General features: G+C 69.1%; 19 protein-coding genes and 1 riboswitch. Of the genes, 10 read left to right on the top strand and 9 right to left on the bottom strand.

All coding sequences use genetic code 11. The features are described 5' to 3' along the window. The 4 genes from ACXVUM_RS15190 (at position 1) to ACXVUM_RS15175 (ending at position 4,368) form a co-directional block, all read left to right on the top strand. Positions 1–456, top strand: coding sequence for a succinate dehydrogenase hydrophobic membrane anchor subunit (locus ACXVUM_RS15190; protein WP_458522608.1), 456 nt, complete (start codon positions 1–3; stop codon positions 454–456). 24 nt (positions 457–480) lie between these two features. Next, the gene (gene sdhA, locus ACXVUM_RS15185; protein ID WP_458522607.1) at positions 481–2,235 is read left to right on the top strand and encodes a succinate dehydrogenase flavoprotein subunit; all 1,755 of its coding nucleotides are present in this window, start codon (positions 481–483) and stop codon (positions 2,233–2,235) included. Then, positions 2,235–3,026, top strand: coding sequence for a succinate dehydrogenase iron-sulfur subunit (locus tag ACXVUM_RS15180; protein ID WP_458522606.1), 792 nt, complete (start codon positions 2,235–2,237; stop codon positions 3,024–3,026). Before sdhA ends, ACXVUM_RS15180 begins: the two co-directional genes overlap by 1 nt. 70 nt (positions 3,027–3,096) lie before the next feature. Further along, positions 3,097–4,368, top strand: a complete 1,272-nt coding sequence (locus ACXVUM_RS15175; RefSeq protein WP_458522605.1) for a glycoside hydrolase family 27 protein — start codon at positions 3,097–3,099, stop codon at positions 4,366–4,368. Here the strand turns inward: ACXVUM_RS15175 and ACXVUM_RS15170 are convergent. The 3 genes from ACXVUM_RS15170 to ACXVUM_RS15160 form a co-directional block, all read right to left on the bottom strand. Beyond that, positions 4,352–5,890: a DUF222 domain-containing protein gene (locus ACXVUM_RS15170; RefSeq protein ID WP_458522604.1), complete on the bottom strand. Its 1,539-nt coding sequence runs from the start codon at positions 5,888–5,890 to the stop codon at positions 4,352–4,354. The genes ACXVUM_RS15175 and ACXVUM_RS15170 overlap by 17 nt on opposite strands. A gap of 121 nt (positions 5,891–6,011) precedes the next feature. Further along, positions 6,012–7,001, bottom strand: a complete 990-nt coding sequence (locus tag ACXVUM_RS15165) for a YihY/virulence factor BrkB family protein (protein ID WP_458522603.1) — start codon at positions 6,999–7,001, stop codon at positions 6,012–6,014. Positions 7,002–7,019: 18 nt separating this feature from the next. Further along, positions 7,020–7,949 (bottom strand): HpcH/HpaI aldolase/citrate lyase family protein, encoded by a 930-nt coding sequence (locus ACXVUM_RS15160; RefSeq protein ID WP_458522602.1) that lies wholly within the window; start codon positions 7,947–7,949, stop codon positions 7,020–7,022. A gap of 78 nt (positions 7,950–8,027) precedes the next feature. Between ACXVUM_RS15160 and ACXVUM_RS15155 the strand changes: the two genes are divergently transcribed. Both ACXVUM_RS15155 and ACXVUM_RS15150 read left to right on the top strand, forming a co-directional pair. Next, positions 8,028–8,537: an acyl-CoA thioesterase gene (locus tag ACXVUM_RS15155; protein WP_458522601.1), complete on the top strand. Its 510-nt coding sequence runs from the start codon at positions 8,028–8,030 to the stop codon at positions 8,535–8,537. Further along, positions 8,534–9,652, top strand: coding sequence for an alcohol dehydrogenase catalytic domain-containing protein (locus ACXVUM_RS15150; protein ID WP_458522600.1), 1,119 nt, complete (start codon positions 8,534–8,536; stop codon positions 9,650–9,652). Before ACXVUM_RS15155 ends, ACXVUM_RS15150 begins: the two co-directional genes overlap by 4 nt. Here ACXVUM_RS15150 and ACXVUM_RS15145 read toward each other — a convergent pair. Next, positions 9,605–10,285: a DedA family protein gene (locus ACXVUM_RS15145; protein ID WP_458522599.1), complete on the bottom strand. Its 681-nt coding sequence runs from the start codon at positions 10,283–10,285 to the stop codon at positions 9,605–9,607. The two genes, ACXVUM_RS15150 and ACXVUM_RS15145, sit on opposite strands and share 48 nt — an antisense overlap. A gap of 2 nt (positions 10,286–10,287) precedes the next feature. Here ACXVUM_RS15145 and ACXVUM_RS15140 point away from each other — a divergent pair, with 2 nt between their 5' ends. Together ACXVUM_RS15140 and ACXVUM_RS15135 are read left to right on the top strand one after the other, a co-directional pair. Continuing rightward, positions 10,288–11,172, top strand: a complete 885-nt coding sequence (locus ACXVUM_RS15140; protein ID WP_458522598.1) for an alpha/beta fold hydrolase — start codon at positions 10,288–10,290, stop codon at positions 11,170–11,172. A gap of 11 nt (positions 11,173–11,183) precedes the next feature. Further along, a complete protein-coding gene (locus ACXVUM_RS15135; RefSeq protein ID WP_458522597.1) occupies positions 11,184–12,470 on the top strand; it encodes a serine hydrolase in 1,287 nt (428 codons plus the stop codon). Between the two features lie 24 nt (positions 12,471–12,494). Here the strand turns inward: ACXVUM_RS15135 and yhjD are convergent, their stop codons facing one another. The 5 genes from yhjD to ACXVUM_RS15110 all read right to left on the bottom strand — a co-directional run bounded on the left by yhjD (position 12,495) and on the right by ACXVUM_RS15110 (position 18,021). Next, positions 12,495–13,538 carry an inner membrane protein YhjD gene (gene yhjD / locus ACXVUM_RS15130; protein WP_458522596.1) on the bottom strand — a complete coding sequence of 348 codons (1,044 nt, stop codon included), beginning with the start codon at positions 13,536–13,538 and terminating at the stop codon, positions 12,495–12,497. A gap of 22 nt (positions 13,539–13,560) precedes the next feature. After that, entirely contained in the window at positions 13,561–14,571 is a 1,011-nt protein-coding gene (gene trpS / locus ACXVUM_RS15125; protein ID WP_458522595.1) for a tryptophan--tRNA ligase, read from the bottom strand. 23 nt (positions 14,572–14,594) lie between these two features. Then, entirely contained in the window at positions 14,595–15,422 is an 828-nt protein-coding gene (locus tag ACXVUM_RS15120) for an exodeoxyribonuclease III (RefSeq protein ID WP_458522594.1), read from the bottom strand. 11 nt (positions 15,423–15,433) lie between these two features. Further along, on the bottom strand, positions 15,434–16,696 hold the full coding sequence (locus ACXVUM_RS15115) for an MFS transporter (protein ID WP_458522888.1): 1,263 nt from the start codon (positions 16,694–16,696) through the stop codon (positions 15,434–15,436). Positions 16,697–16,797: 101 nt separating this feature from the next. Continuing rightward, positions 16,798–18,021, bottom strand: coding sequence for an NADP-dependent isocitrate dehydrogenase (locus ACXVUM_RS15110; RefSeq protein WP_458522593.1), 1,224 nt, complete (start codon positions 18,019–18,021; stop codon positions 16,798–16,800). Between the two features lie 200 nt (positions 18,022–18,221). Beyond that, a riboswitch (SAM riboswitch) is annotated at positions 18,222–18,344 on the top strand. A gap of 55 nt (positions 18,345–18,399) precedes the next feature. Between ACXVUM_RS15110 and ACXVUM_RS15105 the strand changes: the two genes are divergently transcribed. Both ACXVUM_RS15105 and metX read left to right on the top strand, forming a co-directional pair. After that, on the top strand, positions 18,400–19,737 hold the full coding sequence (locus tag ACXVUM_RS15105) for a bifunctional o-acetylhomoserine/o-acetylserine sulfhydrylase (RefSeq protein WP_458522592.1): 1,338 nt from the start codon (positions 18,400–18,402) through the stop codon (positions 19,735–19,737). Then, entirely contained in the window at positions 19,734–20,876 is a 1,143-nt protein-coding gene (gene metX / locus ACXVUM_RS15100) for a homoserine O-acetyltransferase MetX (RefSeq protein ID WP_458522591.1), read from the top strand. Before ACXVUM_RS15105 ends, metX begins: the two co-directional genes overlap by 4 nt. The last annotated feature ends 112 nt before the right edge of the window (positions 20,877–20,988 follow it).

The raw sequence follows: 20,988 nt of genomic DNA, 5'->3' as shown, positions 1-20,988 counted from the left end.
ATGACAACCTCCGAAGCCCCCAAGCTCGCCAAGACCGTCGGCACCGATCACGACCGTCCGGCCAGTCTCGACAACCCGCGGTCGCCGCGTCGTCCGAAGGGCGGCAACTTCGAGAAGAACGCGTGGATGTTCATGCGCTTCTCGGGTATCGCGCTGATCTTCCTCACCCTCGGTCACATGATGATCATGCTGACGTTCGACAACGGTGTGCACCGCATCGACTCGGCGTTCGTGGCGCAGCGGTGGGGTCAACCGTTCTGGCAGGTCTGGGACCTGGCGATGCTGTGGCTCGCCCAGCTCCACGGCGGCAACGGCGTCCGCACGGTCATCGCCGACTACTCGCGCAAGGACTCGACGCGCTTCTGGCTGAACGTCGTGCTCGCCCTGTCGATGATCCTCACGGTCGGCCTGGGCACCTACGCCATCCTCACGTTCGACGTGAACTCCGTCAGCTGACGCTCAACACACGAGAGAAGATCCATGCAAGAGCACCGCTATGACGTCCTGATCGTCGGCGCCGGGGGCGCCGGCATGCGTGCCGCGATCGAGGCGGGTCCGCGTGCGCGCACCGCCGTCCTGACGAAGCTCTACCCGACGCGCAGCCACACCGGCGCCGCGCAGGGCGGCATGTGCGCCGCGCTGGCGAACGTCGAAGAGGACAACTGGGAGTGGCACACCTTCGACACCGTCAAGGGCGGCGACTACATCGTCGACCAGGACGCCGCCGAGATCATGTGCAAGGAGGCGATCGACGCCGTCCTCGACCTCGAGAAGATGGGCCTCCCCTTCAACCGCACGCCCGAGGGCAAGATCGACCAGCGTCGTTTCGGTGGACACACCCGTGACCACGGCAAGAGCCCGGTTCGCCGGTCCTGCTACGCCGCGGACCGCACCGGCCACATGATCCTGCAGACGCTGTACCAGGTCTGCGTGAAGAACGACGTCGAGTTCTTCAACGAGTTCTACGCGCTCGACCTGTGCCTCAGTGAGAACGAGGCCGGCGAGAAGGTCGCGACCGGCGTCGTCGCCTACGAACTCGCCACCGGCGAGATCCACGTGTTCCACGCGAAGTCGGTCATCCTGGCCACCGGCGGTTCCGGCCGGATGTACAAGACGACCTCCAACGCGCACACCCTGACCGGCGACGGCATGGGCATCGTGTTCCGCAAGGGTCTGCCGTTGGAGGACATGGAGTTCCACCAGTTCCACCCGACAGGTCTGGCAGGCCTGGGCATCCTGATCTCCGAGGCCGTGCGCGGCGAGGGCGGCATCCTCCGCAACGCCGACGGCGAGCGGTTCATGGAGCGTTACGCCCCCACCATCAAGGACCTCGCGCCCCGCGACATCGTCGCCCGGTCGATGGTGCTCGAGGTGCTCGAGGGCCGCGGCGCCGGACCCAACAAGGACTACGTCTACATCGACGTGACCCACCTCGGCGAGGACGTCCTCAACGAGAAGCTCCCGGACATCACCGAGTTCGCGCGCACGTACCTCGGCGTCGACCCGGTCACCGAGTACGTCCCGGTCTTCCCCACGTGCCACTACGCGATGGGCGGCATCCCCACCAACATCAAGGGTGAGGTCCTCGCCGATCCCGACACCGTCGTGAAGGGGCTGTTCGCCGCCGGCGAGTGCGCCTGTGTGTCGGTGCACGGCGCCAACCGTCTCGGCACCAACTCGCTGCTCGACATCAACGTGTTCGGTCGTCGTGCCGGCATCTACGCCTCGGAGTACGCCAACGGCGCAGATCTCGTGCCGCTGCCCGAGAACCCCACCGGCATGGTCGACGAGTGGCTCGAGCAGATCCTCTCCGAGCACGGCCACGAGCGCGTCGCCGACATCCGTGCCGAGATGCAGTCGACGATGGACGCGAACGCGTCGGTCTTCCGCACCGAGGAGACCCTCAAGCAGGCGCTCACCGACATCCACGCGCTGAAGGAGCGGTACAACCACATCCGCGTGCACGACAAGGGGACCCGCTACAACAGCGATCTGCTGGAGGCCATCGAGCTGGGCTTCCTGCTCGAGATGGCGGAGGTCACCGTCGTCGGGGCGTTGAACCGCAAGGAGACCCGCGGCGGGCACGCCCGCGAGGACTACCCCGACCGCGACGACACCAACTACATGCGTCACACGCTGGCGTACAAGAAGGGGACCGGCCTGCTCTCCGACATCGAGCTGGGCTGGAAGCCGGTGGTGCAGACCCGTTACGAGCCGATGGAGCGCAAGTACTGATGACCGCCACGCCCGACATCGCCCGCGATCCCCGCAGCGACGAGCCGCCGTTGCCGCCCGTCCCCGACGAGGCGACGATGGTCACGCTGAAGATCTCCCGGTTCAACCCGGACGATCCGGATGCGCAGGGGTGGGAGAGCTTCCGTGTCCCGGCACTGCCGACGGACCGGATGCTGAACCTTCTCCTGTACGTCAAGGGATACCTCGACGGCACACTCACCTTCCGTCGCAGCTGCGCTCACGGCGTCTGCGGTTCGGACGCGATGCGCATCAACGGTGTGAACCGGCTGGCGTGCAAGCTCCTCATGAAGGACCTGCTGCCCAAGGACAAGGACAAAGAGATCACCATCACCGTCGAGCCGATCCGCGGCTTGCCGGTGGAGAAGGATCTCGTCGTCGACATGGAGCCCTTCTTCGACGCCTACCGCGCCGTGAAGCCGTTCCTGATGACCAGCGGCAACGAGCCGACGCGTGAGCGCATCCAGAGCCAGAGCGATCGCCATCGGTTCGACGACACGACCAAGTGCATCCTCTGCGCCTGCTGCACCACCAGCTGCCCGGTGTACTGGAACGAGGGAAGCTACTTCGGTCCGGCCGCGATCGTGAACGCGCACCGCTTCATCTTCGACAGCCGTGACGAGGGTGCCGCCGAGCGTCTCGACATCCTCAACGGGGTCGACGGGGTGTGGCGCTGCCGCACGACGTTCAACTGCACCGACGCGTGCCCGCGCGGCATCCAGGTGACCCAGGCGATCCAGGAGGTCAAGCGCGCGCTCATGTTCTCGCGCTGATCCCGTCCCCGCACCGACCCACAGCATCGTCACAGCGCCCGCGCAGCGACGCCGCCTACCGTGAACCGTCATGGAGGCCACGTCGAGGCGCGGGCGTTCGTGTGTCACGGTCGTCCTCGCCGCGGCACTGGTCTGGGTGCTGACGTCCTGTGGGGTGACGATGGGTCATGAGGTGGACGGTGCGTCGGTCGCCGTCCCGGCTGTCGCCGCCACTCCCCCGATGGGGTGGAACAGCTGGAACACGTTCGGGTGCGGCATCGACGAGCGCACGGTCCGCGCTCAGGCGGATGCGTTGGTGTCGTCGGGGCTGGCGGCAGCCGGGTATCGGTACGTGGTGGTCGACGACTGTTGGCAGTCACCGACGCGCGACCGGTCGGGCCGATTGACGGCGTCGACCGATCGATTCCCGTCCGGTATGGCGGCGCTGGGGTCGTATCTCCATGATCGGGGTCTGCTGTTCGGGATCTACACCGGTGCGGGCGCGCGCACGTGCGCTCAGCTGAACGGGACCTATCCCGGTGACACGGGCAGCCGTGGCCACGAGGTGATCGATGCGGCGACGTTCGCGTCGTGGGGTGTGGACTACGTGAAGGACGACTGGTGCTCGTCGGAGTCGGACCCGGTGGCGCAGCGTGAGGCGTTCGTCGCCATGCGCGACGCGATCCGCGCGACGCGGCGGCCGATGGTGCTGGCGATCAACCCCAACAGCGGGATCGACGCCGCCGCCGGTGTGCCGGGTGCGCAGTACGACTGGGGCGGTGTGGCGACGACGACGCGCCTGACGAACGACATCGAGCCACTGTGGCGATCGGGGCAGGGCGCGTCGGGAAGTCAGGGTGTCGCCGACATCGCCGAGGCCGCACGGGATCCTGATGCATCGGTGGGGCCGGGGCGGTGGCTGGATCTCGACATGTTGGAGATCGGTGTGGGTTCGTCGCTCAGCGCAGCTGAGGAGCGGACGCACCTGGCGCTGTGGGCCATGGCCGCGTCTCCGCTGATCGCCGGCAACGATCTGACGCAGATGTCCGCAGGGACACGGGACCTCCTGCTGTCGCCCGGGATCGTGGCCATCGACCAGGACCCGCGCGGCGAGATGGCCCGCGCGGTGTCGGTCGACGGGTGGACCCGAGCCCGGAGACTGGCCGACGGATCCGTGGCGGTGTCGGTGACGAACCCGTCCGACGACGCCACCACGGTCACCGTGGATCGCGATGCCGTGCGGGCACACGGCTCCGCCGTCGATGCGTGGACCGGCCGCGAGGTGGGGGGCGCCGGGCAACCGCTCACGGTGACGGTGTCGCCGCACAACACCGCCGTGATTCGCGTCAGCGGGTCGGTGTGACCGGCGCTCGGTAGTCGATGACGCGGATCATCCACGGTTCGGGGTCGGGTGGCGTCGGCTCCGAGTCGACCTCGGCGAGAATCAGTTCGAGGCGGTGTTCGATGTCGGACCAGTCCGGGTCGGGTGGTGCGTGATCCTCCAGGATCTGGTCGGGTCGGTGGAGGTGGTTGGTTCTGGGTGGGTCGGTGGTGCCGTTGGCGACCCACCCGAACCTGCCGCGGTCGGGGCCGGTGGTGATCTTCTCGGTCTGCCATCCACCGTCGCCGTCGTGCACGGCCCGGTTGTGGGGTCCGCACGCGGGGGCCATGTCGGTGGCGTCGGTCGAACCACCCTGGGCCCAGTCCTGTTCGGCGTGGTGGGCCTCGGTGTGGGTGAACGGTGCCGGGCACGCGGGCATCGAGCAGCCGCCGTATTCGGCGAACATCAGGAACCGCTGCACCTCCGACGCGAGCCGGCGGGAGCGGCCGTAGAACAGCGGCTCTCCGGTGTGGTCGTCGAACACCGCGAGATGCATCTGCGCCTGCGCGGCCAGCTTCACGATCTTGCTCATCGGGAGATCGGTGCCGGTCGCGGTGTGCCCGACACCCGCCCGGTCTCGGAGTTGGCTCTCGGTGATGGAGATGATGATGTGCGGCGGCAACCCCCGATGCGACGCCCCATACACCCCGCCATCAGCCGCCGCGCGCAACAACGCCTGCAGAGCATCGTGATTGCGTTGGGCCTGCGTCCGTGAGTCCCGTTCGGCCGCCGCGGTGAGCGCATCGGTGTCGACACCGTCGTCGCAGCCGCCGCGGGGTGAGTGCTCGTCGTCGGGATTGTTCATCCCCGGTTTCGCCCACTTCGACAGCATCACCTCGAACAAGGCGCGGGTGGTGGGGTCGAGTTTCCCACCCAGCCGGGACATCAGGTCACTGCCCTGCACACCGAGGGAGAGGGATCGTTGCCGGGCGCGGTCGCGGTCGGATGGTTCGGCACCATCGGGATCCAGATGTGACAACAAGCGGGCGCCGGCGCGGTGGATCTCTTTCGGGCTGAAGTTCCGGGCGATGTCGGCGATCTGTTCCTCGGCCTTCTCCTGCACCTCCGGCGACGTCGCGGCCGGGACCTTGTCCATCACCGACAACACCGCATCCACATGCTCATGCGACAGATCACCCTCAGCCATCGCCGCCGCCGTCTCCGGACACCGCGGTGGGAGTGTCTCCCCGCTCATGGCGTGCATCTGCGACAGGGCCAGCACCTGCTTCAACCGGCGTTTCGGGTTCGGCACCCGCAACCGCTCACCGACGAACTGCGTCAGCGTCGCGCACTGCACAGACCGGAACGCATCCCGATCCGACACATCCATGATGCGGCGCAACCCGATCGACCCGAGTTTGCGGACGATCCGCTCATGATCGATCGCGAGCTGCGCCACCTCCGACTCGGAGCACGCATCCGACGACGTGGCCGCGATCCGATCCAAAAGCTGTTCCAGGGCAGCGTAATCGGCGACCAGCGTTGTCTCGACGGTGTCGTCCACGATGCACCTCCCCCCGGTCGAAGCGACCACCCCAGGATAGAACACCTGTACGACATTCGCAAGTGTGTTCGAACAACCAGGGCCCTCTCCACATCCGGGATCGGCGTCGGCGGCGTACCGATCAGCCCTTGTCGGAGGGATCGTCGGTGTCACCGGTCGCCCGCTCGAAGGTGACGTCGATCTGCTCGAATCCCTTGGCGCGCTGGGCCTGCGCCTGCGCGGTGTAGGCACGTCTGTCGCCGCGGGTGAGCACGACGTCGTCGGTGAAGGGGGTGAGCAAGGCGCGCGGGAACAGCTTCTGCACACGGACACTGTTGATCTCGACGGTGAAGACCACAGCGAGCGCGGTCAGATAGAGGAAGGCGAGCAAGCCGAGCACCACGGCGAATACGCCATTGGTGGCGCTCGCGTTGCGCACCACCTGGCCGACGTAGACGGCACCGAAGGTCTGCAGCAGCTGCCAGATGACCGCCATCGTGGCCGCGCCGGGGAGGACCTGACGCAGGGTGACCGAGCGGGCGGTCCCCACGCGGTAGCCGATGGAGAACACGAACGCGTTGATGACGACTGCCGCGACCGCGAGGCCCACGGTCGAGAGGGTCCCGAACCCGTCGACGAAGTTGCCCAGCAACGACAACGTGGTCGTGCCCGCGAGCGCTAGCGCGAGCACGCTGAGCAACCGCAGACTGCGCAGGCGCGCCAGGAGGGGATTCGGTCGCTCGTTGCGCGGCACCGACCACATCACGTTCATCGCGTTCTGCGTCGCCTGTCCCACACCGGATCCGCCGTAGAGTGCGCCGACGACGCCGATCACGACGCCGCCCAACCCGCCGCTCAGCCGCCCGGGTTCACCCAGCTGCTCGCCGATGATGGGGAACTCGCCGAGTGCGGAGCTGACCAGTCGCTGCTGCAACGACGGGTGGTCGACGAGGATCACCCCGAGTCCGGTGGTCAGCAACAGCAGCAGCGGGAACAGCGAGATGAACGCGTAGTAGGCGATCAGGGCGGCGAGGTAGCCGCCCTGATCGTCGACGAACTTGTAGACGACCGCGAGCACGAACCCCACACCGCGGTTGCGACGCTGTACCGCGTCGAGGCGACGGATGACCACGTGGCTCGGCGCTGCCGGTCAGTAGTGGTAGGTGTCCGACGGTGCCGGAGCGTGATCCGGCTCGTCGTAGTCGGCGGCCTGCACGTCGATGCCGTACGACCGGGCCAGGTCGACGATCTTCGTCGCGCGGGCGATGCGCGGCAGGTCCGACCCGTTGCGGATTTCGCCGCCGTCACGCTCGAACTCGTCGAAGAACTCACGCGCCCAAGCGATCTCCTCCTGAGACGGCGACAATCCCTCGTTCACCGCCGCGCACTGGTCCGGGGTGAGGCAGATCTTGCCGGTCATCCCGAACTCGCGACTGACCGCGGTCGCCTCCGACAGCCGCAGAGCCGACGACCCGACGGTGGGCCCGTCGATCGCGCTCGGAAGGTGAGCGGCCTTGGCTGCGATGGTGAACCGCGATCGTGCGTAGGCGAGTGTGGTCGGGTTCTCGCCGAACCCGGTGTCACGACGGAAGTCGCCGATGCCGAAGGCGAGGCGGAACGTCCCCTTCGCCGAGGCGATCTCTCCGATCCGCTCGAGCCCGCGGGCGGTCTCCACCAGCGCGACGATCGGCACACCCGGCAGGCGTTTGGCGGTCTCGGTGACGTGGTCGACGGATTCCACCATCGCCAGCATCACCCCGCCCAGCCCCGTCCCGAGCTGCCGGAGCGCGTCGAGGTCGCCCTCCCACCACTGCGTACCGAACCCGTTGACGCGGACCCAGTCGACGTTCCCGGCCGACAACCACCCCATGACGTTCTCGCGGGCCGCGACCTTGTCCTTGGGCGCGACGGCGTCCTCGATGTCGAGGACGACGATGTCGGCGCGGGAGTGCGCGGCCGCCTGGAACCGGTCGGGTCCCGCGCCGTTGACCAGCAGCCAGCTCCGGGCGAGGACGGGGTCGATACGTGAGCCGATATCGTCGGGCTCGACGTCGGTGTCGGTGATCGGTGGCGGGTTCATCACCCCATATAGTCGCCCACCCACCACGTGTGAGCAAAAGCGCCCACCTGGGCGGGCGGCCGGCGAGGGAAGGCGGACATGGGCGAGGACCGGGATCTACGACTCACGGATTTCGGCGGCCGGGTGCCGATGACGACGCGCTGGGCCGACAACGACATGTACGGCCACCTGAACAACGCGGTCTACTACCAACTGTTCGACACCGCGATCAACGGCTGGTTGGCGGAGCGGCTGGCCGAGGCCGGGACGCCTCTCGATCCCGCGCGCGACACCGTGCGCAACGTCGTGGTCGAGTCGGGTTGCCGGTTCCTCGACTCCGTCGCGTTCCCCGAGCCGGTCACCGTGGCGCTCGCCGTCGACCGGCTCGGCACGTCCAGCGTCACCTACGACCTCGCCGTCTTCACGATCGACGACGGTCCACCGGCGGCGCGGGGACGATGGGTGCACGTGTACGTCGACGCCGCGACCCGACGCCCCGTACCCGTCCCCGACGCGGTGCGCGCAGTGCTCGCCGACCTCACCCGGCCGGCCGAACCCGACCCCGGCGTCCGCGACACACCCACCACCGACCGAACGGGAGAACGATGAGGATCCGCGCAGCGGTGCTCCAGGAATCCGGGCGGGCCCGCCCCTACGCCGATTCCCGGCCCATCGAGATCGAGGAACTCGAGCTCGACGAGCCCGGGCCGCACGAGGTCACCGTCCGCATCGAGGCCGCAGGGGTGTGTCACTCCGACCTCTCCGTCGTCGACGGCAACCGCCCGCGCCCCCTGCCGATGGCACTCGGACACGAGGCGGCCGGCCGGATCGTCGCGGTGGGGTCACAGGTGGACGACCTCACCATCGGTACGCGGGTGGTGATGGCGTTCCTCCCCCGCTGCGGTGACTGTCCGCAGTGCGCGACCGACGGTCGCCTGCCCTGTGGACCCGGATCGGTCGCGAACAACGAGGGGACCCTGCTCGACGGTGACCGCCGACTGCATCCCGCGGACCCCGACGACCACCACACCGTGCACCACCATCTCGGTGTCTCGGGATTCGCCGACCACGCCGTCGTCGACCACCGTTCGGTCACGCCCGTCGGGGACGACGTCCCACCCGAGGTGGCCGCGGTCCTGGGCTGCGCGGTGCTGACAGGCGGGGGTGCGGTGCTCAACGCCGGCAAGCCGACCGAGGGCCAGTCCGTGATGGTCGTCGGCCTCGGCGGCGTCGGCATGGCCGCGATCCTCACGGCCCTGTCGCTGCGCACCGGAGACGTCATCGGTGTCGACGCCGTCGAGGACAAGCTCGCGACCGCGCGTGAGCTCGGCGCGACCGCCACGTACACACCGGCCGAGGTGGCCGAGCAGGGCGTCACCGCCGACGTGGTGATCGAGGCCGCCGGAAATGCCCGGGCGTTCGAGACCGCGGTGTCGGCGACGGCGCCCGGCGGCATCACCGTGACCGTCGGACTCCCCGCGCCGGACGCGCGATCGTCGATCTCGCCCTTGGCCCTCGTCGCCGGCGCCCGCACCATCGTCGGCAGCTACCTGGGATCGGCGGTGCCGTCGCGGGACATCCCGGTCTACGCCGACCTGTGGCGGGCCGGGCGTCTCCCCGTCGATAAGCTCGTGTCGGCGCGAATCGGGCTCGACGACATCAACGCGGCGATGGACTCACTCGCCGACGGGGCGGCGATCCGCCAGGTCATCCTCTTCGACTGAGATCCCGGTCGCCGCGCTCCCGGCGCGTCGTCTGCGCAGCCGGTGTCGGACGACGAGCGCGACGACGACGAGCACGACGATCCCGATGAGGATCTCCGACGCGTAGCCGAGGCTGCTCTCCACGGTCTTGTACGACGACCCCGCGACGTATCCGAGGCTCGCCACCGCACTCGCCCAGATCGCGCCGCCGATCGCGTTGGCGATGACGAAGGTGCGCAACCGCATCCCGGACATCCCGGCCAGACCCGGCATCAACGCCCGCAACGCCGCGATCCACCGGCCGACGAGGACCGCGATCGCGCCGCGCTTGCGCAGTTCCTCACGACCGCGTTCGACGTGCTCGGGCTTGACCAGGCGCTCGGGCAGTTTCGCGAGCAGCACCGCACCCCACCGCCGACCGACCTCGAACCCGACGAAGTCGCCGAGAATCGCGCCCGCGATCGCGACGACCAGCACCTCCCACAACTGCAGGCGACCGCCGCTGGCGATCACGCCGGCGATGAGCACCGCGATCTCACCCGGGATGACGACCCCGACGAAGATCGACGCCTCCAGCGCGGGGAACAGGAACGCCATCACCAGCGCCACCCACGGGGGCAGGCCGAGAAGCCATTGGACCAGTGCATCGATCACGCGTGAACAGTAGTCGCGCGACGTCGGTGAACGCCCGTGCCGCACCACACCGGTCCTTCGTATGGGTGATGATCGGTGTCGTGACCGACATCGAGATCGTCCGGCCCGGCGCAGCGCTCGCCTGTGACCAGCCTGTCCCCGGCGCGGCGGTGACCGTCGTCGCGCACGGGATGTCGTCGAGCCGCGCAGCGATGGCCGGGGACGGCGTCTTCGACTGGCGTCCGGTCGCCACCGACGCGCGCTGCCTCGTCGCCTACGACGCGCGGGGGCACGGCCGGTCGACGGGCGGCCACGACCCCGACGAGTACACCTGGCCGCGGCTCGCCGACGACCTGGTGGCCGTCATCGACACCGTCTCGCCCGACCGGCCCGTCGACGTGATCGGGATGTCGATGGGCACCGCCGGCGCCCTGTACGCGGCACTGCGCGCCCCCGAACGCATCCGGCGGCTCGTCCTGGCCATCCCGCCGACGGCGTGGGAGACGCGCGCCGCGCAGGTCGCCGGGTACCGCGACGGCGCCGACCTCGTCGTCGCGGCCGGGGTCGAGGCCTTCCTGGCCGCGGCGGCGGAGCAGCCACAGCCGCCGATCCTCGAGACGGTGCAGCGACGGCCCTTCACCGGCGATGTCCGCGACGACTGCTTCGCAGCCCTGTTGCGGGGTGCGGCGGCCTCGGACCTGCCCGACCCTGCCGACCTCGCGGCGATCACGCATCCGACGCTGCTGCTGCCATGGGACACCGACCCCGGGCACCCCGTCAGCACGGCCGAACGGCTCGCCGACGTCCTGCCCGACGCGACTCTGCAGATCGCCAGGACACCCGACGAGGTACGGGGCTGGGGTGCCGCCGCGGCGCGGTTCCTCTCCGCGGACCGACCCGCGGGGTAGGTTCGGCGCCCATGCGAGGTGTGTCCCGGGCGATGCGGGCGACGGTCGCCGCGGGCCTGATCGCAGGATCGGCGATGCTGCCCGCGACCGCCACCGCCGCACCGGTCGTCGTCCCGACGAGCCCCGACACCGCGAGCTGTCCGTACCGCGTGTCCCCCGCTCCCGCCGTCGACACCTCGGAGGTGCCGCCGCCCGGTCAGCAGGCCCCGTCCCCGCTGCCCGTCCCGCAGCCGCCGGTCGGTGGCGGGAGACTCGCGGCGTGCGGGGTGGTGACGGCCGGGTCGGCGTCGGCGGTCCCCCGCGGTCTGACCTCTGCGGGGTGGTTGGTCGCCGACGCCACCGCCGGGACCGTCCTCGCGGCCAAGGACCCGCACGGACGGTATCGGCCGGCATCGACGATCAAGACGCTGCTCGCCCTGGTCTCCCTGCGCGACCTCGACCTGGACACCGTCGTCACCGGCACGCGCGCTGACTACGGGATGGAGGGCGACGCCGCGGGCATCGGGCCCGGCGGCCGCTACACCGTCCGCCAGTTGCTGCAGGGCCTGCTCATGGTGTCGGGCAACGACTGCGCCAACGCCCTCGCCCGCGAGCTCGGCGGCGACGAGGCCGCCGTCGGGAAGATGAACGAGTTGGCGCACTCCCTCGGCGCCGAGGACACCCGTGCTGCGTCACCGTCGGGTCTCGACGCCCCCGGCATGAGCACGTCGCCATACGATCTCGCGCTGATCTTCCGTGCGGCGCTGCAGAACCCGACCTTCCGGGATCTCATCTCCCACGTCGACGCCCCCTTCCCCGGTTACCCGCCTCTGCCCGAGGTCCCCGGCGACAAGCCGCATCCCGGATATCAGATGGAGTCCCAGAACAAGCTGCTGACCGAGGGCTTCCCCGGCATCGTCGGCGGCAAGACCGGATACACCGACGACGCCCGCAAGACCTTCGTCGGCGCGGTCCAGCGGGACGGACGCACACTCGTCGTGGTCCAGATGTACGGCCTCAACGAGGCGGGCGACTCGTACTGGGACCAGGCGAAGTCACTGCTGGACTACGGCTTCTCGATGCCGCGCACCGCATCGGTCGGCACCCTCGTCGACGGACCGGCCTCGTCGGGTCCCTCGGGTGGGAGCACCACGCCGACGCGCCGCTCCGGGTCCGGGCCGGCTCTCGCCCAGCCCGCGTCCGACGACGGGCCCGGCGGCAGCGGCGTCAGCGGTCGGCTGGTCGTCGGAGGGATCGGCGTGCTCGTCGTCCTCGGGCTCGTCGCCGCCGCGGTGCGGATCAACCGTCGGACGCGGTGACGCCGCCCCGCGGAGGGGCAGATGTCAGGAACGCCCGCCGCGGCGCAGTCGTGCCCATCCGGCGACCGCCGCGGCACCCGCGGCGAGGGCTGCGACGGTGCCGACGCCGCGCAGAGCGGGCGAGACCACCACACGCGGCTCGATGACCACCGGATCGGGGACGGCTGTCGTCGCGAAGCGCTGGTTCTGCTCGTCCGTGGCCGCCCAGGCCGTCGCGAACAGCACGATGCGGGTCGTGAAGAACGCGAACACCATGATCCCGATGATGGGACCGAAGGTCGCGCCGGCAGGTCCCGACACCACGCTCTTCAGGTAGAAGGTCGCGATCGCCTTGAAGATCTCGAAAACGACGGCGGTCAGCAGACCCGCCTTCAGCGCGTTGCGGTACGGCAGCGGGATCCGGGGCAACCGCGCGATCGCCCAGGTGAAGAGCAACGTCGACGCGGCCAGCGACACCACGATCGACACCACGCGCACCACGATGAAGACGCCGGGGACGTCGCCGAGACCGATGTGGTCGAGCACCCACCGCGTCAGACCGCTGCCGGCCAGCGCCGACAAGCCGAACGACACCGCGAGCGCGACGAACAGACCGAGCAGCGCCCCGAGATCGCCGATCTTGGTGCGCAGGAACGACTGCGACGGCACCTCGGGCCCCCATTGCACGGTGAGCGCGTTGCGGAGGTTGGCCATCCACCCGAGTCCCGAGTAGACCGCCAGGAGGAGACCGATGATCCCGATCGAGGTCCGGGACGCGATCGCCTGATCCATCAGGTCGTTGAGCTGGTTGCCCATGTCGCCGGAGAAGGAGTCGGTGATCTGCTGCTTGGCCTGCTCGAGCAGGTCGGGGCTGGCGACGAAGACGAACCCGGCGATCGCGAAGCCGACCATGAGCAGAGGGAACAGCGCCAGGACACTGAAGTAGGTGGCGCCGGCGGCGAAGAAGTCACCCTTCGACGCCTGGTACCGGGAACCGGCGGCGACCAGGTGATCGAGCCACGCGTGACGGGCGCGCAGCTCCTCCAGTCGGGACGGCTTGTCGCCCTGCGATGTGGTCGTGTCCGCCATCGTCACCCGTCTCTCGTCGCATTCACGGACGCGTCGCGCCCAGCAATCCCACCCTGTCATAGACGCGGGCGAGCGTCTGCGCGGCGATCTCCCGCGCTCGGACGGCGCCGTCGGCGAGGATCGCGTCGAGCCCGGCCGGATCGGCCATGAGCTCGTCGACGCGGGCGCGCAGCGGGGTGACGAAATCGGTGAGGACCTGCGCGGTCTCGACCTTCAGGTCGCCGTATCCCTTGCCCTCGAAGTGGGCCTCGAGGTCGGCGACGGGTGTGCCCGACAGAGCCGAGTGGATCGTCAGCAGGTTGCTGACGCCGGGCTTGTTCTCCCGGTCGAACACGATCTCGCGACCGGCGTCGGTGACCGCCGACCGCACCTTCTTCGCCGACCGCTTCGGGTCGTCGAGGAGGTTGATGAGGCCGGCGTCGGACTCTGCGGACTTGCTCATCTTCGCGGTCGGGTTCTGCAGGTCGTAGATCTTCGCGGTCGAGGAGACGATGTGCGCCTCGGGCACCACGAACGTCTCACCGAAACGGGAGTTGAAGCGCTGGGCCAGGTTCCGGGTCAGCTCGAGGTGCTGTCGCTGGTCCTCGCCGACGGGGACGCGTTCGACGTCGAAGGCGAGGATGTCGGCGGCCATGAGGATCGGGTAGGTGAACAGTCCGACACCCGCGGCGTCGGCGCCGCCCTTCGCCGACTTGTCCTTGAACTGCGTCATCCGGTTGGCCTCGCCGAACCCGGTGATGCAGGACAGGACCCAGGTCAGCTGCGAGATCTCCGGCACATGGGACTGCACGTACAGGGTCGTCTCCGCGGGATCGACACCGACGGCGATGACCTGGGCGACCGCACGACGGGTCCGCTCGGCCAGCAGCGCCGGGTCGAAACTGGCGGTGAGCGCGTGCAGGTCGGGGATGAAGTAGAACGCCTCGAACCCGTCCTGCAGGGCCACCCACTGCCGCACCGCGCCGAGGTAGTTCCCGAGATGGAACGAGTCGCTGGTCGGCTGGATGCCGGAGAGGACACGGGGGGCGGTCATGGTCGGAATTGTTCCAGACCGTCTCAAGCGAATTCGACGGTGACCGGGGCGTGGTCGGACCAGCGGCGGTCGTAGGCGACCGGCCGTTCCACACGTGCCGACAGAACCCGCTGCGCCATGACGGGATTCGCCAGGTGGTAGTCGATGCGCCAGCCGGAGTCGACGTCGAAGGCCTTGCCCCGCCACGACCACCACGAGTACGGCCCCGCGACGTCGCCGACGACCTCGCGCAGTACGTCGGTCCAGCGGCCGGCGAGGACGTCGTCGACCCAGGCGCGCTCCTCGGGCAGGAACCCCGGACTCTTCTGGTTGCCCTTCCAGTTCTTGATGTCCCGGGTGTCGTGGGCGATGTTCCAGTCACCGGCCACCACGACACCGCGCCGCTTGCGCCCGAGCGCCGCCAGGTGCGCACCGAACTGCTCGAGGAATCGGAACTTCTCGTCGCGCTTCTCCCCGTCGGCGGCGCCCTTGGGCAGGTAGAGGGATCCCAGCGTGAGCGCAGGGTCGTCGCCGTCGGCGGGGACGTCGACCTCGAGATACCGCCCCGTGGCGTCGAATTCGTCGCTGCCGAACCCGACACGGACGGCCTCGACGTCGACGGTGGAGAGGACGCCGACCCCGGCGTGGCCCTTCTTCACCGACTCACACATCGACAGCCGCCACCCGGCGTCGAGGGCGGGCGCGAGTGCATCCTGCGCCTGCTCGAGGGAGGCGCGGATCTCCTGGATCAGCACGAGACGGCGACCGGTGGGTTCACCGAGCCACGGCAGGATCCCGGGGTTGTCGGGATTGCGCTGCTTGGCCGCCGCGCGGATCCCGTTGACGTTGGCCGTGGTGACTGTGGTGGGCACGGGCAGCGAGTCTAGGCAGAGCCACCGACGGTCTGGCCCCGGGCCGTGACGACAGCGCGCCGGCGAGCCGTCACGACCGCCACGGCGAGCACGACGAGACCCGCGACCGCCAGCCCTGCTCCCAGCACAGACGGCGCGCGGTAGCCCAGTCCCGCGCCGATGACGATGCCGCCGAGCCATGCGCCGGCCGCGTTGGCGACGTTGAGCGCCGAGTGGTTGAGGGCCGCGGCGAGCGTCTGGGCGTCCTCGGCGGTGTCCATGAGTCGGGTCTGCAGTGCGGGCACGAGAGCCGACCCGGTGACACCGACCGCGAACACCAGCGGCACGGCGATCCAGACGGTCCCCGCGAACGCGGCGAACGCGAGGAGAACGGCGGCGATGGCCGACAGGCCCACCGCGAGGGTGATGGTCACCGACCGGTCGGCGAGCGCACCGCCGACGACGTTCCCGACCACCATGCCCAGGCCGAACAGCATCAGCGCGACCGGCACCAGCGCGCCGGGCAGTCCGGAGACGTCGGTCAGGGTGGTGTGGATGTAGGTGTAGAAGGCGAACATGCCGCCGAAGCCGACGACCCCGATCGCCACGGTGAGCAGCACCTGCGGGCGCCTGAGCGCACCGAGTTCGGTGAGCGGGTTGGTGATCGTCATCGTCCCCAGGGTCGGCAGGAAACGCATCAGCGCGACGAGCGTCAGCAGACCGATGACGACGACGAGCGCGAACGCCGATCGCCACCCGAAGTGTTCGCCCAGCCAGGTCGCGACGGGCACGCCGATCACGTTCGCCACCGACAGGCCCAGCATGACCTGACCGACCGCCTTCGCACGATTGCCCGGCCCGGCCAGATGCGAGGCGACGAGCGCCGCGACGCCGAAGTACGCGCCGTGCGGAAGGCCGGACACGAAACGGGCGATCATCAGCGTCGTCTGATCCGGCGCCACCACACTCGCAAGGTTGCCCACGGTGAACGCCACCATCAACCCGATCAGCAGTCGCCGTCGCGACACTCGCGCGGTGAGCGCCGCGATGACCGGCGCACCGACCACAACACCCAGCGCGTACGCCGAGATCACATGTCCCGCAGAGGGTTCGGAGACCCCCAGCGACCCGGCGATGTCGGGCAGAAGCCCCATCGCGACGAACTCGGTGGTGCCGATGCCGAATCCGCCGAGGGCCAGCGCGAGCACAGCCCACCGACGCACCGACGAGGTCACCGGCGCACCGAGCGGTACCGCGTCGGTGGTGGCGGTGGCGCTGCGGTCGGAGAGCTTCAGGTCGGCGAGGGTCACGAGGGAATCGAACCGCAGGAGCGGCACAGACCATCCCTCACCAGGTGGTGAGACTGTTCACACCACCGATGCGACCTCAGACGTCCTCAGCTGTCGCGGCGTGCGGCGGCGAGGTTCTCGTCGATCGCGCCGAGGAACTCCTCGGTGGTCAGGTATCCCTGGTCGCCGCCGACGAGAAGGGCGAGGTCCTTCGTCATCTTGCCGCTCTCGACGGTGTTGACGACGACGTCCTCGAGCTGGTGGGCGAACTCGACGACCTCGGGGGTGCTGTCCAGCTTGCCCCGGTGCTCGAGGCCGCGGGTCCACGCGAAGATCGACGCGATCGGGTTGGTCGACGTCGGCTTGCCCTGCTGGTGCTGACGGAAGTGGCGGGTGACCGTGCCGTGCGCGGCCTCCGCCTCACAGATGCCGCCGTCCGGGGTCATCAGCACCGAGGTCATCAGACCCAGCGAGCCATACCCCTGCGCGACGGTGTCGGACTGGACGTCGCCGTCGTAGTTCTTGCACGCCCACACGTAGCCGCCCTCCCACTTCAGGGAGGACGCGACCATGTCGTCGATGAGGCGGTGCTCGTAGTGGATCCCCGCCGCGTCGAACTCCGACTTGAACTCCTTCTCGAAGACGTCGGCGAAGATGTCCTTGAAGGCGCCGTCGTAGGCCTTGAGGATCGTGTTCTTGGTCGAGAGGTAGACCGGGTAGTTGCGCTGCAGGCCGTAGTTCAGGGAGGCGCGCGCGAAGTCCTCGATGGACTTGTTGAAGTTGTACATGCCCATCACGACGCCGCCCTCTTCCGGCATCTGCACGACCTCGTGCTCGATGGGCTCGGAGCCGTCCTCGGGCGTGTAGGTGATGGTGACGGTGCCGGCGCCGGGGACCTTGAAGTCGGTGGCCCGGTACTGGTCACCGAACGCGTGGCGACCGACGATGACCGGCTTGGTCCAGCCGGGCACGAGGCGAGGGACGTTCGAGATGATGATCGGCGCGCGGAAGATGGTGCCGCCGAGGATGTTGCGGATGGTGCCGTTGGGCGACCGCCACATCTTCTTCAGACCGAACTCCTCGACGCGGGCCTCGTCGGGGGTGATGGTGGCGCACTTGACGCCCACGCCGTGCTTCTGGATGGCGTGCGCCGCGTCGACCGTGACCTGGTCGTCGGTCTCGTCGCGGTACTCGATGCCGAGGTCGTAATAGTCGAGATTGACGTCGAGGTAGGGGTGGATCAGCTTCTCTTTGATGAACTGCCAGATGATCCGGGTCATCTCGTCGCCGTCCAGTTCGACGACCGTGCCCTCTACCTTGATCTTGCCCATGTGACTGAACGTCCTCCTCGGCGTGGTGGCCGGCTCCGGGCGGGCACCTCGTGAGTGCTCATGTGGAGCCATGACCACCGTAGTCCGCGCGCTGTGAGTCGGTCGCACCGAGTCGTCACCGACGACCCCGCACGGGTTCCGATCCGTGCGATCGAGAAGGCTGACCGACGTGGATTCGCGATGCTATATCCTGGGCGCCAGGTCATGAGTGTCAGCGTCAAGCCCCGGCTCGGCTGACCGGCAACCCTCCAACCGCGGTGGGGTGCTCCGGGTGAAAGACCAGGTTGTGGGGACCTGCGCGGTCGCCACGGCAAGCGCGGGTCCGATGGTCGGACCCCCCGGGCGGCGATGCCCGGCGACCACAAGGAAGTCATCACCATGAGCGATCTCCCCTACGACGGCACCCTCGAGTCCGAGGACCCCACCGCCTCCTGGAGCTTCGAGACCAAGCAGATCCACGCGGGACAGACTGCCGACGCAACGACCTCTGCTCGCGCTCTCCCGATCTACCAGACCACCTCGTACACCTTCCGCGACACCAAGCACGCCGCGGATCTGTTCGGTCTCGCCGAGCCGGGCAACATCTACACCCGCATCATGAACCCGACGCAGGACGCCGTCGAGCAGCGGATCGCCGCGCTCGAGGGCGGTGTCGCGGCCCTGCTCGTCGCGTCGGGTCAGGCGGCCGAGACCTACGCCATCCTGAACGTGGTCGAGACCGGCGGACACGTCGTCTCCAGCCCGCGGCTCTACGGCGGCACCTACAACCTCTTCCACTACACGCTGCCCAAGCTGGGCATCGAGGTGTCGTTCGTCGAGAACCCCGACGACATCGAGTCCTGGCGGGCGGCCGTCCGGCCCACCACCCGCGCGTTCTACGGCGAGACCATCGCCAACCCGAACAACGAGATCCTCGACCTCCCCGCGGTGTCCGCGCTGGCGCACGAGCACGGCGTCCCGCTCATCGTCGACAACACCGTCGCGACGCCCTACCTCATCCAGCCGCTGTCGCACGGCGCGGACATCGTGGTGCACTCGGCGACCAAGTACCTCGGCGGTCACGGCACCGCGGTCGGCGGCGTCATCGTCGACGGCGGCACCTTCGACTGGCGGGTGCAGCGCGACGGCCAGGACCTCTTCCCCGGGTTCACCACACCCGATCCGAGCTACCACGGTGCCGTGTTCGCCGACCTCGGCGCACCGGCGTTCGCGCTCAAGGCCCGCGTGCAGTGGCTGCGTGACACCGGTTCGGCCATCGCGCCGTTCAACGCGTTCCTCATCTCGCAGGGTCTGGAGACGCTGAGCCTGCGCGTCGAGCGGCACGTCGAGAACGCCCGCGCGGTCGCCGCTTTCCTCGAGAAGCACGACCAGGTGGAGTCGGTCGCCTACGCCGGTCTGCCGTCGTCACCCTGGTACGAGCGAGGACAACAGCTCGCGCCGCGCGGACAGGGCGCGATCGTCGCCTTCGAGATCGTCGGTGGTGTCGACGCCGGCAAACGATTCGTCGACGCACTCACCCTGCACAGCCATGTGGCCAACATCGGTGATGTGCGCTCCCTGGTGATCCACCCGGCGTCGACCACCCATTCGCAGCTGGTCCCCGAGGAGCAGTTGGCCGCCGGTGTGACCCCCGGCCTCGTGCGGCTCGCAGTCGGGCTCGAGGGTGTGGACGACATCCTCGCCGACCTCGAGCAGGGATTCCGGGCGGCTCGGTGACGGTGACGATCGACCCCCGGACATCGACCGAGACCGACTGGGAGACACTCCCCGACGGGGAGCTGACCCGTGTGTCCGTGGGGTCGATCGCGCTCGACAACGGTGACGTCATCGACGACGTCACCATGGCTTTCCAGCGCTGGGGCCGCCTGTCGCCCGCACGCGACAACGTCGTCATCGCATTGCATGCACTGACGGGCGACTCCCACGTCGTCGGTCCACCCGGACCCGGGCACCCACTGCCCGGCTGGTGGGACGGTCTGATCGGCCCCGGGTCGGCGGTCGACACCGACGAGTGGTGCGTCGTCTCCGCCAACGTGCTCGGCGGATGCGGTGGGTCGACGGGCCCGGCGTCGCCGGGTCCCGACGGGCGACCGTGGGGGTCGCGGTTCCCGAACATCACCGTGCTCGACCAGGTCCGCGCCGAGGTCGCGCTGATGGATGTCCTCGGGATCGACTCCGTCGCATCGGTTCTCGGCGGGTCGATGGGTGGCGCCCGGTCGCTGGAGTGGATGATCGGGTACCCGCACCGGGTCCGCAGCGCGCTGGTGCTCGCCGTCGGGGCCCGGGCGACGGCGGATCAGATCGGCACCCAGACAACACAGATCGCCGCCATCAAGGCCGATCCCGCCTGGCAGGGTGGGGACTATCACGGCACCGGGGTCACGCCGACGGCCGGACTCGGCGTCGCACGGCGGATCGCGCACATGTACTACCGCTCGGAGATCGAGCTGGACAACCGATTCCAGAACTCCGTGCAGGGCACCGAGGACCCGCTGCACGGCGGTCGGTACGCGGTGCAGAGCTACCTCGAGCATCAGGCCGACAAGCTCATCGCCCGCTTCGACCCCGGCAGCTACGTGGTGCTCAGCGAGGTGCTGAACAACCACGACGTCGGCCGCAACCGCGGTGGGACACGGGCGGCACTCGAGTCCTGCGAGGTCCCCTGCATCGTCGGCGGGATCTCGTCGGATCGTCTGTACCCCTTGCGCACCCAGGCCGAACTGGCCGATCAGCTCCCCGGGTGCGTCGGTGGTCTGAACGTCGTGCAGTCCGACAGCGGCCACGACGGTTTCCTCACGGAGATGGACGCCGTCGCCGACCTCCTCAAGCGCACCATGGAACTCGCGCGCAGCTGAGAGATTGGCACGCCGCGGCACATTCGCACGATCCCCGCCCATTCGCATGCCCCCGGGGACGTGCGAAACGCCCGCGACCACGCGAACCGCCTTCGACCAAGCGAATCGCCCG

The organism is Williamsia sp. SKLECPSW1 (genome assembly GCF_054332755.1).
The sequence above is the reverse complement of the archived record's forward strand: the minus strand, read 5'-3'. Positions and strand labels throughout refer to the sequence as shown.

What these genes read in the sequence shown, in the direction of transcription:
- ACXVUM_RS15190 (WP_458522608.1), top strand. Translation starts at nt 1, where the DNA reads ATGACAACCTCCGAAGCCCCCAAGCTCGCCAAGACCGTCGGCACCGAT.
- sdhA (WP_458522607.1), top strand. Translation starts at nt 481, where the DNA reads ATGCAAGAGCACCGCTATGACGTCCTGATCGTCGGCGCCGGGGGCGCC.
- ACXVUM_RS15180 (WP_458522606.1), top strand. Translation starts at nt 2,235, where the DNA reads ATGACCGCCACGCCCGACATCGCCCGCGATCCCCGCAGCGACGAGCCG.
- ACXVUM_RS15175 (WP_458522605.1), top strand. Translation starts at nt 3,097, where the DNA reads ATGGAGGCCACGTCGAGGCGCGGGCGTTCGTGTGTCACGGTCGTCCTC.
- ACXVUM_RS15160 (WP_458522602.1), bottom strand. Translation starts at nt 7,949, where the DNA reads ATGAACCCGCCACCGATCACCGACACCGACGTCGAGCCCGACGATATC.
- ACXVUM_RS15155 (WP_458522601.1), top strand. Translation starts at nt 8,028, where the DNA reads ATGGGCGAGGACCGGGATCTACGACTCACGGATTTCGGCGGCCGGGTG.
- ACXVUM_RS15150 (WP_458522600.1), top strand. Translation starts at nt 8,534, where the DNA reads ATGAGGATCCGCGCAGCGGTGCTCCAGGAATCCGGGCGGGCCCGCCCC.
- ACXVUM_RS15135 (WP_458522597.1), top strand. Translation starts at nt 11,184, where the DNA reads ATGCGAGGTGTGTCCCGGGCGATGCGGGCGACGGTCGCCGCGGGCCTG.
- yhjD (WP_458522596.1), bottom strand. Translation starts at nt 13,538, where the DNA reads ATGGCGGACACGACCACATCGCAGGGCGACAAGCCGTCCCGACTGGAG.
- trpS (WP_458522595.1), bottom strand. Translation starts at nt 14,571, where the DNA reads ATGACCGCCCCCCGTGTCCTCTCCGGCATCCAGCCGACCAGCGACTCG.
- ACXVUM_RS15110 (WP_458522593.1), bottom strand. Translation starts at nt 18,021, where the DNA reads ATGGGCAAGATCAAGGTAGAGGGCACGGTCGTCGAACTGGACGGCGAC.
- ACXVUM_RS15105 (WP_458522592.1), top strand. Translation starts at nt 18,400, where the DNA reads ATGAGCGATCTCCCCTACGACGGCACCCTCGAGTCCGAGGACCCCACC.